Source organism: Sphingomonas sp. R86521 (assembly GCF_042466235.1).
In the GTDB taxonomy this organism is placed as follows: domain Bacteria; phylum Pseudomonadota; class Alphaproteobacteria; order Sphingomonadales; family Sphingomonadaceae; genus Sphingomonas.
The window spans coordinates 2,371,476-2,386,274 of sequence record NZ_JAXHBY010000001.1; the positions used below are offsets into that span (position 1 = coordinate 2,371,476).

13 protein-coding genes and 1 pseudogene are annotated in these 14,799 nt (G+C 65.0%); 9 read left to right on the top strand and 5 right to left on the bottom strand.

The window, feature by feature from the left end:
• Nucleotides 1–356: 356 nt before the first annotated feature.
• A complete protein-coding gene (locus SJY20_RS11015) occupies nucleotides 357–788 on the bottom strand; it encodes a DUF488 family protein (RefSeq protein ID WP_380786970.1) in 432 nt (143 codons plus the stop codon).
• A gap of 58 nt (nucleotides 789–846) precedes the next feature.
• Here SJY20_RS11015 and trmFO point away from each other — a divergent pair, with 58 nt between their 5' ends.
• On the top strand, nucleotides 847–2,235 hold the full coding sequence (trmFO, locus tag SJY20_RS11020) for a methylenetetrahydrofolate--tRNA-(uracil(54)-C(5))-methyltransferase (FADH(2)-oxidizing) TrmFO (protein WP_380786971.1): 1,389 nt from the start codon (nucleotides 847–849) through the stop codon (nucleotides 2,233–2,235).
• Here the strand turns inward: trmFO and SJY20_RS11025 are convergent.
• Nucleotides 2,174–2,644, bottom strand: coding sequence for an EF-hand domain-containing protein (locus tag SJY20_RS11025; protein ID WP_380786972.1), 471 nt, complete (start codon nucleotides 2,642–2,644; stop codon nucleotides 2,174–2,176). The two genes, trmFO and SJY20_RS11025, sit on opposite strands and share 62 nt — an antisense overlap.
• 48 nt (nucleotides 2,645–2,692) lie before the next feature.
• On the bottom strand, nucleotides 2,693–3,382 hold the full coding sequence (locus SJY20_RS11030; protein ID WP_380786974.1) for a squalene/phytoene synthase family protein: 690 nt from the start codon (nucleotides 3,380–3,382) through the stop codon (nucleotides 2,693–2,695).
• A 62-nt stretch (nucleotides 3,383–3,444) separates the two neighbouring features.
• Here SJY20_RS11030 and SJY20_RS11035 point away from each other — a divergent pair, with 62 nt between their 5' ends.
• From SJY20_RS11035 to SJY20_RS11045, 3 genes are read left to right on the top strand one after another with little or no spacing between them, the layout of a single operon-like run.
• A complete protein-coding gene (locus tag SJY20_RS11035; RefSeq protein ID WP_380786975.1) occupies nucleotides 3,445–5,298 on the top strand; it encodes a TadE/TadG family type IV pilus assembly protein in 1,854 nt (617 codons plus the stop codon).
• Nucleotides 5,295–5,903 (top strand): TadE/TadG family type IV pilus assembly protein, encoded by a 609-nt coding sequence (locus SJY20_RS11040; protein WP_380786977.1) that lies wholly within the window; start codon nucleotides 5,295–5,297, stop codon nucleotides 5,901–5,903. Before SJY20_RS11035 ends, SJY20_RS11040 begins: the two co-directional genes overlap by 4 nt.
• Complete coding sequence (locus SJY20_RS11045) at nucleotides 5,903–6,631, top strand: TadE/TadG family type IV pilus assembly protein (RefSeq protein ID WP_380786979.1); 729 nt, start codon at nucleotides 5,903–5,905, stop codon at nucleotides 6,629–6,631. Before SJY20_RS11040 ends, SJY20_RS11045 begins: the two co-directional genes overlap by 1 nt.
• A gap of 54 nt (nucleotides 6,632–6,685) precedes the next feature.
• Here the strand turns inward: SJY20_RS11045 and SJY20_RS11050 are convergent, their stop codons facing one another.
• Together SJY20_RS11050 and pdhA are read right to left on the bottom strand one after the other, a co-directional pair.
• On the bottom strand, nucleotides 6,686–8,107 hold the full coding sequence (locus tag SJY20_RS11050; protein ID WP_380786981.1) for a pyruvate dehydrogenase complex E1 component subunit beta: 1,422 nt from the start codon (nucleotides 8,105–8,107) through the stop codon (nucleotides 6,686–6,688).
• Complete coding sequence (gene pdhA / locus SJY20_RS11055; RefSeq protein ID WP_380786982.1) at nucleotides 8,107–9,168, bottom strand: pyruvate dehydrogenase (acetyl-transferring) E1 component subunit alpha; 1,062 nt, start codon at nucleotides 9,166–9,168, stop codon at nucleotides 8,107–8,109. The genes SJY20_RS11050 and pdhA overlap by 1 nt, the downstream gene beginning before the upstream one ends.
• A gap of 275 nt (nucleotides 9,169–9,443) precedes the next feature.
• Between pdhA and SJY20_RS11060 the strand changes: the two genes are divergently transcribed.
• The 5 genes and pseudogenes from SJY20_RS11060 (at nucleotide 9,444) to SJY20_RS11080 (ending at nucleotide 14,796) form a co-directional block, all read left to right on the top strand.
• Nucleotides 9,444–10,796 carry an MFS transporter gene (locus tag SJY20_RS11060; protein ID WP_380786984.1) on the top strand — a complete coding sequence of 451 codons (1,353 nt, stop codon included), beginning with the start codon at nucleotides 9,444–9,446 and terminating at the stop codon, nucleotides 10,794–10,796.
• A pseudogene (cysK, locus tag SJY20_RS11065) lies at nucleotides 10,793–11,714 on the top strand (cysteine synthase A). The gene SJY20_RS11060 and the pseudogene cysK overlap by 4 nt, the downstream one beginning before the upstream one ends.
• 23 nt (nucleotides 11,715–11,737) lie before the next feature.
• Nucleotides 11,738–13,039, top strand: coding sequence for a cell wall hydrolase (locus SJY20_RS11070; RefSeq protein ID WP_380786985.1), 1,302 nt, complete (start codon nucleotides 11,738–11,740; stop codon nucleotides 13,037–13,039).
• Nucleotides 13,040–13,192: 153 nt separating this feature from the next.
• Nucleotides 13,193–13,837 (top strand): aldehyde dehydrogenase iron-sulfur subunit PaoA, encoded by a 645-nt coding sequence (gene paoA, locus SJY20_RS11075; RefSeq protein WP_380786986.1) that lies wholly within the window; start codon nucleotides 13,193–13,195, stop codon nucleotides 13,835–13,837.
• Nucleotides 13,834–14,796: an FAD binding domain-containing protein gene (locus SJY20_RS11080; protein WP_380786987.1), complete on the top strand. Its 963-nt coding sequence runs from the start codon at nucleotides 13,834–13,836 to the stop codon at nucleotides 14,794–14,796. Before paoA ends, SJY20_RS11080 begins: the two co-directional genes overlap by 4 nt.
• Nucleotides 14,797–14,799 lie beyond the last annotated feature (3 nt).

Below are 14,799 nucleotides of genomic sequence, written 5' to 3' on the forward strand. Positions count from 1 at the left end.
GTCATCCTGACGAAAGTCAGGACCCAGAGCCCCAAACGGCATCGCCCGAAACCCTGGGTCCCGGGTCAAGCCCGGGATGACGGCGCGGGGTGAGCGAAGGTCCCAAACTCATCTCCACCCCGGCGAAGGCCGGGGCCCAGTTGGCGGACTTACGTTACAGCGGACGGCGTTCCGTCAGGTAAGCCTACCCAACTGGGCCCCGGCCTCCGCCGGGGTGGATATGTGGACGGTTGTGACCACCATTCCCGTCACGCCGGACTTGTTCCGGGGTCCACTTGTCCGCGGAATCACGGGCCTTTTTCGGGTACGTGGACCTATGGATGCCGGAACAAGCCCGGGATGACGATCAGCGCCCGCTACGCATACAAATCGACAACCTCACACCCCTCACCCACCGCCCCCAGCAACAGCGTCCGGTGGCAATGGCACGGGTCCCGCTCGTAACACAGCAGCGCACTTGGCATCTCCGCCGCCAGCCCCAGCATGATCGCCGCCTGCGCCTGCGCCTCGGGCAGTTCCAGCTGCTCGTCATACACCGCGGTCAGCGTCGCGACGTCGCCCTTCTTCGCCGCATCGCGCCCGCGCTTGGGCGTCCCCAGCGCCTTCAGATGGATATAACCGATCCCCGCCTCGCCCAGCGACGCCGCCAGCGAAGTCTTCGAGAACCCAGGCCGTCGCGACAGCGGCAGCGCGCGGACGTCGATCACCCGCTTCACCCCGGCCCGCGTCAACGCCGCCAGGAACTCCGTCATCGTCGTGGCTTCATAGCCGATGGTATAGATCTTCATCGCGCCGAAGTGGGATTGCGGGCCTGACAGGACAAGCGCGCGCGCCTATCTGGGCGTCATGACCCACGACATCCACATCATCGGCGGCGGCCTCGCCGGATCCGAAGCCGCCTGGCAGCTGGCCGAAGCCGGCGTCAAAGTCCGCCTTTCAGAAATGCGCGGCTCGGGCGAAGGCACCGCGGCGCACCAGACCGACGGCCTCGCGGAGCTCGTCTGCTCGAACAGTTTTCGGTCCGACGACGCCGAGAGCAACGCGGTAGGGCTGCTGCATCAGGAGATGCGCACGCTCGGCTCGCTGATCATGCGCCAGGCCGACCTCCACCGCGTCCCCGCCGGCTCCGCACTCGCGGTCGACCGCGACAATTTCTCGGCCAGCGTCACGCAGGCGATCGCCGACCATCCCAACATCACGCTGGTCCGCGAACGCGTCGACGTGCTTCCCGACGGGCCGGCCATCGTCGCCACCGGCCCGCTCACCGCCCCCGCGCTCGCCGAAGGTATCGGCGAAGCGACCGGCAAGGAGGCGCTCGCATTCTTCGACGCGCTCGCGCCGATCGTGCACCGCGACTCGATCGACATGGACATCGCCTGGTTCGCCAGCCGCTGGGACAAGGGCGAGACCAAGGATTACATCAACTGCCCGATGACCAAGGACGAATATCTCGCCTTCCACACCGGGCTGGTCGAGGGCGAGAAGACCCCGTTCAAGGACTGGGAAAAGGACACCCCCTATTTTGACGGCTGCATGCCGATCGAGGTGATGGCGGAACGCGGTTTCGACACGCTTCGGTTCGGGCCGATGAAGCCGGTCGGGCTCGACGATCCCAAGACCGGGCGCTGGCCGCATGCCGTCGTCCAGCTCCGCCAGGACAACGCGCAGGGCACGCTGTGGAACATCGTCGGCTTCCAGACCAAGCTGAAGCACGCCGATCAGGTCCGCCTGTTCCGCACCATCCCGGGGCTCCAGAACGCAGAGTTTGCGCGCCTCGGCGGCCTCCACCGCAACACCTTCATCCGCTCGCCCGACCTGCTCGACGAGACGCTACGGCTGAAATCGCGTCCCAACATCCGCTTCGCCGGCCAGATCACCGGCTGCGAAGGCTATATCGAGAGCGCCTCGATCGGACTCATGGCAGGCAAGTTCGCCGCCGCCGAGCTGAAGGGCGAGACGCTCGCCCCGCTGCCCTACGCGACCGCGTTGGGCGCGCTGCTGGCGCACATCACGGGGGCGGCGGAGTCCGAGACCTATCAGCCGATGAACGTTAATTTCGGCCTCTTCCCGCCGATCCCCGGCCGCACCAAGAAGACCGATCGCAAGCGCATGTACACCGATCGCGGCCGCGCCGCGCTCGCACAGTGGCTCGGATCGCCGATGGAATCTGGAATCAGCTCTCCTCCGGAGCCTGAGCCGGCGGACACTTCGCCCGAGCCTGCGGCTTTCGCGTAACTGCTGTGGTCGCGAACTCGGCCGGCGTCATCGCGCCGGTCGAGTCCTTGTCGGCCCCGGCGAACTTGCTCATCGCCTTCACCGCCCATTCGTCGAACGACAGTCGCCCGTCATGGTCGACGTCGAGCTTCGCATAGGCTTTCCGGCGCGCCGCAAGGTATTCCTCGCGCGTGACCTTGCCGTCGCGATCCTTGTCGAAGCGATCGAACCGCTTCTGCTCGCGTGATCGCTCGGTCGCCTCGGGTGCGGCGACGGGCAGTGGGTCGGCTGCGGTCCCAGCCTGCGCCGCTAGGAGCGATCGCGGCTGAGCCGGCAACACCGGGTCGGGCCGCGCGCTGCTCCCCGCTAGCAACCACCCCGCTGCCACCACCGCCAACGCCGCCGCCCCGCCCGCCACATATCGCCACATGTTCGCCTCCTGTTCCTGCGCGGAGGCTACCACTCCGGCAGGGGACGGCTAGCGCCCGGTCAGCCGATGGATCAGGATCCGACCAATCCGTCGCGGGCTGCCCGCCGCCGACGTCGCCGCGTTCAGGTCGGCCCGCGCCAGCAGCGCCAGCGCCCCCATCGCCCGGGCATCACGCGGCCACGTCCCGCCCCCCGCACCGGGCAGCGCCGCGTCGAGCCGTTCGAGCGCATGCTCCCGAACCCGGTCCGCCGCCGCCGGATCGCTCATCCGCCGCGACAGGTCGGCCAGCGCCCACCCCTCACCCGCCACCGCGATCCGCGCATCCTCGACACCGCACAGCCTGGCCATCACCGCGAACAGCCGCCCGCCCCGCTCCCTCCCGAACGTCGTGATGGCCGCATCGTCGATCTCCGGTTCGAGCAACACTTCCCACCCGTCGATCATCGCCGCCAGCACGGCGCCGTGCTCCCCCGGGCTCACCGACGTCACCACGGACGCCGCCAAAGCCTGCAACACCGGTTCGGCAGGCGGCGGCGCGGTATCCAGCTTCGTCAGCGCCTCGTGCCACCACGTCAACCGCATCTGCCCAACGATCGGCTCCCGCGTCGACCGCACGATCCCGCCGAGCGTATCGTCGAGCGCCAGCAGCGCCGCGATCCCGGCATGCGCGGACCGCGGGGCATAGAAGAGGACCAGAGCGCGTTCGGCCTGTGCAGGCGACCCGCTTTCGAGGGACATCACGATTTCCTAACGTTTTACAGGCAGATTGCCCATGGAACTGAATTCCTGGGTACCCTGAAATGCTGGCGAACTTCGCGCGCTCTTTCAAACGCCTTTTGGCTGACCGCGGCGGCAACACCTTGGTCATCATGGGCTTTTCGCTGATTCCGATCGCCGGCATGCTCGGATCGGCCGTCGATGTCTCGCGCGCCTATCTTGCCAAAAATCGGATGCAGCAGGCATGCGATGCAGGCACGTTGGCCGGGCGCCGGGTACTGGTAGGCAATGTTTTCAACCAAGCGGTGCGCGACGAAGCCATTCGCTTTTTCAACTTTAACTATCGGCAAGGCGAATTCGACGTCGCCACGTTTACGCCCACCGTCACGATGCCCGCAAACGGCGTAATCAAGATCGTCGCCCAAACCACGATCCCGACAACGCTGATGCGCATTTTCGGCTTCGAAACCCTGCCTGTCGCGGTCACGTGCCAAGCGTCGCAAAATTTCGTCAATACCGACGTCGTGCTCGTCCTCGACACCACGGGATCCATGGGCGACAAGGCGACGAGCACCGACACCAAGAACAAGCTGGATTCGCTGAAGGATGCGGTCCTGGCATTCTACGATGCCCTTGCGCCCGTACAGGCGGAACTTGCGGCCAACGGACTCCGACTTCGCTATTCGGTCGTACCATACTCGTCCAACGTCAACGTCGGACGTGAGATCATGGCGGCGAACCCAAACTACATGGTAAGCGGAAACTATACGTATAATTCCCGGCAAGCCAACTATACCAGTACGCAGAGCACCGCTTTCAATCAGTTCGGTTCACCGGTTGTGACCAACGAGGCTATTCGCGTTACCGGGGTGGCACAGTTTCTCTGCAACATCACGACCGCGCGGGCGTCAGGCTACAATGACAGCCATAGCGAGCAGGTCAATGGTGACACGAAGACCGTCGTCGACGTCGTGTATACGGTTGGATCGGGCGCATGGACCAGCGCCAACGGCGGTACCTGTACCGGCAACAAGAAAACGACCACGACCACGTACAACCGAGCCCCCCCAACGCAGACGTTCCAAAGCTGGACGTATAAGCCGATGACCTACAACGTTAGTGCCTTTCTCAGAGGCGCCGTGACAACGCCTAGCGAAATCGATGGAAGCACGTCGTCATGGAACGGATGCATCGAGGAGCGGCAAACCACGTCCACAATTACCGGAAGCTACACCGGCGGCATTCCCGATGCTGCGATGGACATGAACATCAATCTCATACCGACAACTAACGACCAAACGAAATGGGCACCGTATTGGCCCGATGTATACTGGGAGAATTATTCGAGTTATCCGTACCAGTACCAGTATCAGCCCAGCGACGCGTGCCCTAGCCCTGTTAAACGCTTACAGAGCTGGACTCGCGGCGATCTGAATACATATCTCAATACTTTGGTTGCGGCAGGGTCCACGTATCACGATAACGGAATGCGCTGGGGGGCTCGCATGATTTCACCCCTTGGTATTTTCGGGGCCGACACGCCATCGACCTACAACAACATGCCGGTTAATCGGTTCGTTATCTTTATGACTGACGGTAAAATGGAGCCTAATTACGACACATATTCGATGTACGGCGTCGAGCGTATGGACAAACGCATTACTGGTTCGTCCTCAGCAAATATCACTGATTTGACTGCCCGGCATGACCGTCGATTCCGCATGATGTGTAGTGCCGCCAAAACAATGCGGGACGAGAACGGAAATTCAGCGCGTGTCGATATCTGGGTAGTTGCCTTTGCATCAACCTTAACGAGCACGCTTACCGAGTGCGCCAGCAATCCGGGACAGGCAAAAACGGTGGCGGATCGCGCTTCGCTGATCCAGCAGTTCGTGGATATCGGGAACACGATCGGGTCGCTGAGGCTGACGCGATGACCTTCAGCGCGGGGCGGTGGCGGAGCGGACTGCCACTGATGGGGCTGCGGCGGAATCAATGCGGCGCGACCGCGGTCGAATTTGCGTTGATCTTGCTGCCGATGATGATCGTGATCCTGGCATTCCTGGATTTTGGCCATACCCTGTATGTCGACAGCATGCTGCAGGGTTCGGTGCAGGATGCCGCTCGTCAGGCGACTATTGGCGACCGGACCGACGCACAGATAGATCAGATCATCTATAATGGAATGACGCCCCTGATCTCCGCCGACAAGATATCGATCGTCCGCAAGAGTTACCGGCAGTTCTCCGGCGTCGGCAAGCCAGAGACCTTGGTCGATGACAAGAATGGCAATGGCGTTTATGATCCCGGAGATTGCTGGATCGATACCAATCCCAACGGGACCTTCGACACTGACGCCGGACAGGCTGGGATGGGCGATGCCGACGACGTCCTGTTTTTCGAAGTAACCATCCGATACGACCGGATCACACCAATGTCCCGGCTGCTCGGCTGGCCGAACACCGTAACACGGCAGATACGGACGATGATGCGCAACCAGCCTTATGCCGGGCGCGGTTCGCCGGCGAAGGTATGTGGTTGATGATCAAACGTTCTTTCCTTCGCTTCGGCGCTGATCGTTCGGGCGTCGCTCTTCTCGAATTTGCAATCACGCTTCCGGTTGTCCTCACCCTCGGCCTTTATGGCACGGAAACGGCCAATCTCGCCTTGGCGAACCTGCGGCTGGGCCAGATTGCGGCTGCCACGGCGGACAATGCTGGACGGGCCGGCGCGGTAAGCGATCCCGCCGCAGCCCTTGACGAAGCGGACGTCAACGAAGTCTTCGCAGGCGCCAAATTGCTCGGTGACCGAATCAATTTCAACCAGTACGGCCGCATCATCCTGTCCGACTTGGAACCATCCAGTACTGCGGGACGCCAATGGATCCGTTGGCAACGTTGCACCGGCGCGCTCGCAGTCAGTTCGAGCTATGGTCGTCCGAAAAGCGCTAACGGCGCCATCATCGCAGACGGCAGCGAGATGACCACGCCAAGTTCCGACAGCAAATCGACGCCGACCAACGGAACGGTCGAAACACCGGCCGGGATGGGACCGGTCCCCCGACAGATCGCTGCGTCCACCGGGTCCGCCGTCATGTTTGTCGAAGCCGTGTATCAATATCAGCCGCTGGTATCCCAGTCGCTATTTGGTCCGATCACGATACGGTTCAACAGCGCCTATAACGTCCGGCAGCGGACGGATAACCGGATACTCAACGCAGGCAACATGGCAACAACGGCCAAATCGACCTGTAACCGCTACTCAAGCTGAGTGTAGAGAAGCCTGCGGCGGTGTCGTAACGCGCCGCAGGCCTGAGTATTGCCATTATACGATTTTCCGGACAGCCTTTACGACCTTCGCGACATCGACCAGCATCAGCTTCTCGAGGTTCGCCGCGTACGGCATCGGCACGTCTTCGTTCGTCACGCGCAGCACCGGTGCGTCGAGGTCGTCGAAGCCGTGCTCCATCACCACCGAGATCACCTCCGACGCGATCGAGCAGGTCGCCCAATTCTCTTCGACGATGATCATGCGGTTGGTCTTCTTGAGGCTCTTCAGCACCGTGTCCGTATCGAGCGGACGCAGCGTGCGCAGGTCGACGACCTCCGCTTCGATTCCGTCCTTGGCCAACAGGTCCGCCGCTTCGAGCGAGATGCCGACGCCGATCGAATAGCTGACGATCGTGACGTCCTTGCCCTCGCGCATGATCCGCGCCTTGCCGATCGGCAGGACATGGTCGTCGAGCTTGGGCACGTCGAAGCTGCGGCCGTACATCAGCTCGTTCTCGAGGAACACGACCGGATCCTCGGTGCGGATCGCGGCCTTGAGCAGGCCCTTCGCGTCTGCGGCGTCATAGGGCGCGATCACGACCAGGCCGGGGACGCTGGCATACCACGCCGCGAAGTTGTGCGAATGCTGCGCGCCCACGCGGCTCGCGGCACCGTTAGGTCCGCGGAACACGATTGGGCAGCGCATCTGCCCGCCCGACATGTAGTTGGTCTTGGCCGCCGAGTTGATGATGTGGTCGATCGCCTGCAACGCGAAGTTGAAGGTCATGAACTCGACGATCGGGCGAAGGCCACCCATCGCGGCGCCCGCACCGATGCCGGCAAAGCCGTATTCGGTGATCGGCGTGTCGATGACGCGCTTGTCGCCGAACTCCTCGAGCAACCCCTGCGTAACCTTGTACGCGCCCTGATACTGCGCGACTTCCTCGCCCATCACGAAGACCCGCGGGTCCGCGCGCATCTCTTCGGCCATCGCGTCGCGCAGCGCTTCGCGGACGGTCGTCTTGACCATCTCGGTGCCCTCCGGAATCGCGGGGTCCGTCTTGCCGACCTTCTCGGCCGACGCGACCAGCTGCTGCGTGCCGCTCTCGGCCTTGGCAGGCGACGCGCCTTCGGGAACCGGCGGCGCCTTGTCGTCCGACGGCGTTTCCTTCGGCGCCGCGTTGGCCGCATCGCCGGAGCGTGCCTCGGTCGGCTTGGCGTCGCTCGCGCTCTCGCCCTCTTCGAGGATCGTCGCGATGACGGTGCCGACCTTCACGTTGTCGGTACCCTCGGCGACGCTGATCGAACCGATCGTGCCTTCGTCGATCGCCTCGAACTCCATCGTCGCCTTGTCGGTCTCGATCTCGGCGAGGATGTCGCCCGACTTGACGCTGTCGCCTTCCTTGACGAGCCACTTGGCCAGCGTGCCCTCTTCCATCGTCGGGGAGAGCGCGGGCATCTTGATCTCGATCGCCATCAGTATGTCTCCACCAGGACGTCGGTATAGAGCTCGGACGGATCCGGCTCGGGCGTCTGCTCGGCGAAATCGGCGGATTCGTTCACGGTCTTCCTGATCTCTTGCTCGATGGTTTTCAGCTCGGCCTCGGTCACGCCCTGCGCATCGAGCAGTTTCTTGACGTGATCGATCGGGTCGGACTTGTCGCGCACCGCCTGGACCTCGTCGCGGCTGCGGTACTTGGCGGGGTCGGACATCGAATGGCCGCGATAGCGATAGGTCTTCATCTCTAGGATGATCGGACCCTTGCCGGCACGGACCCAGGCGAGCGCTTCCTCGGCGGCACCGCGGCACGCCAGCACGTCCATGCCGTCGACCTGGATACCCGGGATGCGGAACAATTCGCCGCGGCGATACAGCTGGTCCTCGGCGGACGAGCGGTTGACGCTGGTGCCCATCGCATAGCCGTTGTTCTCGATCACATAGATGATCGGCAGCTTCCACAGCTCGGCCATGTTGAAGCTCTCGTAGACCTGGCCCTGGTTCGCAGCACCGTCGCCGAAATACGCCATGGCGACGCCGCCATCCTCGTTATACTTGTGCGAGAACGCCAGGCCGGTGCCGAGCGACACCTGCGCACCGACGATGCCGTGGCCGCCGTAGAACTTCTTCTCGGTCGAGAACATGTGCATCGAACCGCCCTTGCCGCGGCTGATACCTTCGCCGCGCCCGGTCAGCTCGGCCATGATGACCTTGGGATCGATGCCGTAGGCGAGCATGTGGCCGTGATCGCGGTAGCCCGTGATCACCGAGTCCTTTTCGCCGTCGAGGCCCGATTGCAGGCCGACAGCGACCGCTTCCTGGCCGATATACAGATGGCAGAAGCCGCCGATCAGGCCGAGGCCGTACAGCTGCCCGGCCTTTTCCTCGAAACGGCGGATCAGCAGCATCTGCTTGTAGAAGTCGAGCAGCTCTTCCTTCGACGCTTCGTACGGCTTTGGTTCCGCGGGACGCTCGCGGTTGGGAATCGGGGGCTCGGCGAGCGGACGCGCCTGCTGAACTGGGGTGGGGGCTTTGGCCACGATGTGGGAAACCTCGTTTTCCGTAGGGGAGTTGAGGGAGCCTATAGGCGCGGACGGGGCGGAACATCAATTCCCGTCTGGGGTATGGCGGTTTGCGGGGTGTGGGATGGGGTGGGTCCCCGTCGCCAGCCTCGTTGTTCTCCCGCGAAGGCGGGAGCCCAGTCTGGGTCCCCGCCTTCGCGGGGAAACAAACTCGCTTCGCTGACGACGCTATCCCCACCCCAAGCAAAGCTCCGGTTGCCCCGCGCGCCAGCTAACGCCTAAAGCCGACCGCAATGGCCCCCACGACAGACTCTCCCCAGCATCCCCTACGGATCGCGAATTTCCGCGCCTATTGGCTGTCCCGCTTCACCGGCACGATAGCCGTCAGCGCGATGTCGATCGTGATCGGGTGGCAGGTCTACAACATCGCCCGCGAGACGATGGACATCCGCCAGGCGGCCTTCATGCTCGGCATGATCGGCTTCGCGCAATTCGTGCCGCTGTTCCTGCTGACCCCGATTACTGGGCTCGTCGCGGACAGCTTCGACCGCCGCTGGATCGTCCGCGGCACGACCGCTCTGCTGGTACTCACTGCAGCGACGCTGTGGCTGCTGACATGGTCCGGGCACCTCACGCTCGGCGTGCTGTTCGTCGCCGCGGTAGCGTTCGGCGTCGCCCGCGCCTTCTCCGGCCCGGCCTATTCCGCGCTGGCCCCCAACCTGGTCCCCCGCGCGGTGCTCCCGACCGCGATCGCGATCAGCTCGATCGCGTGGCAAGTCGGGACGATCGCCGGCCCGAGCGTCGGGGGCCTCCTCTACGCGATCCACCCGGAGGTGGCCTACGGCGTCGCGACGATCCTGTTCGTCGTAGCCCTCCTCTTCATGTTCCTTATCGGCCCGGTCCCGCAGCCCGCCGCGCAGACCGACCACCGCCCCCTCGCCCGCATTATCGAGGGCTTCACCTACGTCCGCCGCAACCGCCTCGTCCTCGCCACGATCACGTTGGACCTCTTCGCGGTGCTGCTCGCCGGCGCGACCTCGCTGCTCCCGGTCTATTCGCGCGACATCCTCCACGTCGGCTCGCAGGGCCTCGGCGTACTGGCGGCCGGCATGGGCATCGGCGCGGCAATCACGGCGATCTGGTTCTCGTTCCGCCCCATGAGCACCAACGTCGGCGTGAAGATGCTGATCGCAGTCGTCGTGTTCGGCCTCGCAATCCTTACCTTCGGCGTGGCGACTCCGATCGTGACCCTGCTCGGCATCGCGCCCGGCGGCGTCGCTGGCATCCCCATCCAGCCCGCCTTCGTCCTCAGCCTCGTCGCGCTGATCGTCGCGGGCGGGGCGGACATGATCTCGGTCTATGTCCGTCAGTCCTTGATCCAGTTGCACACGCCGGATGCGATGCGCGGCCGCGTCAGCGCGGTGTCGCAGCTCACCATCTCGGCGTCGAACGAGCTCGGCGAATTCGAGAGCGGCGTGATGGCTTCGCTGCTCGGCCCGGTTGGCGCAGTGGTGTTCGGCGGCGTCGGTGCTATTGCGATCACGATCGGCTGGGCGCGACTGTTCCCGGAACTTGGCCGCGCCAAAACCTTTGATCCCCCAGAGATCCTAGAGACCGAACCTCAGCACGGAGAAGCCAAGCCATGAAGGCCAACTCGATCCTCGAGACGATCGGCAACACGCCGCATGTCCGCCTCAACCGGCTGTTCCCCGATTCCGAAGTCTGGGTGAAGTCCGAACGCTCCAACCCGGGCGGCTCGATCAAGGATCGCATCGCGGTCGCGATGATCGAGGCGGCGGAGAAGGACGGCCGGCTCCAGCCCGGCGGCACGATCATCGAACCGACCAGCGGCAACACCGGCGTCGGCCTCGCGATGGTCGCCGCGGTCAAGGGCTACAAGCTGATCCTGGTGATGCCCGAGAGCATGAAGTCTCGAGCGCCGCCGCCTGATGCTCGCCTACGGCGCAAGCTTCGATCTGACCCCGCGTGAAAAGGGCATGAAGGGCGCGATCGAACGCGCGCTCGAACTGGTCGAGCAGACCCCCGGTGCCTGGATGCCGCAGCAGTTCGAGAACGGTGCGAACATCGACGTCCATGTCCGTACCACCGCACAGGAAATCCTCGCCGACTTCGCCGACACGCCGATCGACGTGATCATCACCGGCGTCGGCACCGGCGGTCATATCACCGGCGTCGCCGAGACCCTTAAAAAGGTCTGGCCCAACCTGAAAGTCTTCGCAGTCGAACCCGCCGCCTCGCCGGTCATCGCCGGCGGTCAGCCCGGGCCACACCCGATCCAGGGCATCGGCGCGGGCTTCATTCCCGGCAACCTCCACACCCAGTGCCTGGACGGCGTGATCGAGGTCGACGCCGCGGTCGCCAAGGACATGGCCCGCCGCTCCGCCAGCGAGGAAGGCATCCTGGTCGGCATCAGCTCGGGCGCGACGCTCGCGGCGATCCTCCAGAAGCTGCCCGACCTGCCAGACGACGTCCGCGTGCTCGGCTTCAACTACGACACCGGCGAGCGCTATCTGTCGGTTCCGGACTTCCTCCCCGAACAGTGACAGCCTCTCTTTCGGCGCGCGGGATGACGATCCTGCGCGCGGGCCTGGCCGGCATCGCAGCACTCGCGATCGCCGGCCCGCTCCTCGTCATCGCCAATCCCCCGACGATCACCCCGCCCGTAAAGGTCGTGGTGCCGCGTACGCGCGTCGTGCCGCAGGCCGAACTGCCGCCGGTCGAACCCGTGCGCTTCGTCAACCTGGCGCCCCAGGACGCTCGCTCGTTCAACGCCACCGTGCCGTTCTCGACCGAGCCCAATCCGGCAGCGCGTCCGTTCATTTTCGCCGGTGCCCCCGACGATCTCGCGCGTGCCACCGACTGCCTCGCCGCTGCATTGCTCTACGAAGCCGGCGACGATGCCGTCGGCGAACAGGCGGTCGCGCAGGTCATCCTCAACCGGCTGCGTCACCCCGCCTTCCCGAAGACGGTGTGCGGCGTCGTGTTCGAAGGATCGGATCGCAGCACCGGTTGCCAGTTCACCTTCGCCTGCGACGGCGCGCTGACCCGTCGGCCGTCCGAACCCGGCTGGAAGCGTGCGCGAGAGATCGCCGTCGCGGCCCTCGCCGGCTCGGTCTACGCGCCGGTCGGCTACGCGACGCATTACCATACCGACTGGGTGGTCCCCTATTGGCAGTCGAGCCTCGACAAGGTCGCTGCGGTCCACACCCATTTGTTCTTCCGCTGGACCGGCTGGTGGGGCACGCCCGCGGCGTTCACCCGCCACGTGCTGAGCGGCGAGCCGATCATCCCCAAGCTTGCCCGCCTGTCCGATGCGCACGGCATGGGCACCGCGCTGGCCGTCAACGCCGAGGGCGAGGCGACGCTCGCGGGGCTTACGCTCAACGCGCGCGGCCTCGCACCCCTGCCGTCCGATCCCAACAGCTTCCTGACCACGCTCGACCCGAGCCACCCCGACACCTTCGCCGCGCTCGCGCTGAAGGCATGCGGCGACCGCCCGCGGTGCAAGGTGATGGGCTGGACGGATCCCAGCGACATGGGCTTCGGCCTGCCGCTCAACGACGAACAGATCGCCGCGCTGTCGTTCAGCTATCTGCGCGATCGCGCCGCCGGCTACGAAAAGACGCTATGGAATTGCGTCCAGTTCAAACCCGTCGCCGGCCGCCAATGCATGAAGCGCCAGCTGATGCGCGCAACCGCCGCGCAACCGCTGCCGGATGCAGACGCCGATGACGCGCCCGCGCCGCCGGTGCCCGAGCTCGATGGGGTGCGCCGCAAGCCGGTGAAGCCCGCGCCGGTCTCCACGTCTGCTCCGACGCCGACGCCGAAGCCCACGCCGACGACAGCGACGGGTCAGGACAGCCGCTAAGGCGCTTTACGAGTTCCTTTTTCATGCGCGTATCGAATTGCGATGTCGTGCGTTATATCCCACAATGACAGCCGGTTCCACGCAAGGGGCCGGTGATCGGCATGCAGGCGACGCGAACACGCGCACCGACGCCAGCACATCAAGGACACCATTATGCAGACCCCGGTCGACACGGCGATTTCCAGGCGCGGCATCCTCGCCGGCAGTGCGGCAACCGCCGCGCTCACCACCGTGCCGCTCGGCGGGGCGGACGCACAGCGCGCGGCACCGGTCGTCGAACAGCCGGTGACGATGAAGGTCTCGCTGAAGATCAACGGCACCAATCGCACGCTCGACGTCGACACGCGCACCACGCTGCTCGATGCGCTGCGCGAGAATCTGCACCTGACCGGCACCAAGAAAGGCTGCGACCACGGCCAGTGCGGCGCCTGCACGGTGATCGTCGAGGGCAAGCGGATCAACTCCTGCCTCAGCCTCGCGGTGATGCACGAGGGCGATTCGGTCACGACCATCGAGGGTCTCGGCACGCCCGAGAAGCTGCACCCGATGCAGGCGGCGTTCGTCAAGCATGACGGCTATCAGTGCGGCTATTGCACGCCGGGCCAGATCTGCTCGGCGGTCGCGGTGCTCGCCGAGATCAAGGCCGGCGTCCCCAGCCATGCCAGCGCCAGCCTGACCGGCGGGTTCGAGGCCAGCAACGCCGAGATGCGCGAGCGGATGAGCGGCAACATCTGCCGCTGCGGCGCCTATTCCAACATCCTCGAAGCGATGGCGGACGTCGCGGGAGCCAAGGCATGAAGCCCTTCACCTACGAACGTGCCAAGACGCCGGCCGACGCCGCCAAGGCCGTCGTCGCGCGTCCCGGATCGAAGTTCATCGCCGGCGGCACCAACCTGCTCGACCTGATGAAGCTCGAGATCGAGGCACCGGCGCATCTGGTCGACGTCCAGGACCTCAAGCTCGATCGCATCGAGCCCACCAAGGACGGCGGGCTGCGGGTCGGCGCCTTCGTCTCCAACACCACGCTGGCCGCGGACGAGCGCGTCCGCCGCGACTACGGCGTGCTCAGCCGTGCGATCGTCGCCGGCGCCAGTGGCCAGCTGCGCAACAAGGCAACCACCGCGGGCAATCTGCTGCAGCGGACCCGGTGCCCGTATTTCTACGACACCAACCAGGCCTGCAACAAGCGCAAGCCGGGTTCGGGCTGTGCGGCGATCGGCGGCTACAGCCGTCAGCTCGGCATCGTCGGCACCAGCGACGCCTGCATCGCTACCTATCCGGGCGACATGGCGGTCGCGATGCGCGTCCTCGATGCCAGCGTCGAGACGATCGACCCGCGCGGCCAGACCCGAACGATCCCGATGGCCGACTTCCACCGCCTCTGGGGCAGCACCCCGCATATCGAGACCGCGCTGACGCCGGGCGAGCTGATCACCGCGGTCACGCTGCCCAAGCCGATCGGCGGCACGCACATCTATCACAAGGTCCGCGACCGCGCGTCCTACGCCTATGCGCTCGTCTCGGTCGCAGCGGTGATCCAGCGCGACGGCAGCGGCCGGGTCGCGATCGGCGGGATCGCCCCGAAACCCTGGCGGATGGAAACGGCCGAGGCGCAGCTGCGTACCGGTCCGAAGGCGGTAGCGGCAACACTGCTCGCCGATGCCAAGCCGACCAACGACAACGCCTTCAAGCTTCCGCTGGTCGAGCGCACGCTCGCCGCCGTGATCGCCGAAGCGCATACGGCAAAGGGGGCCTGATCC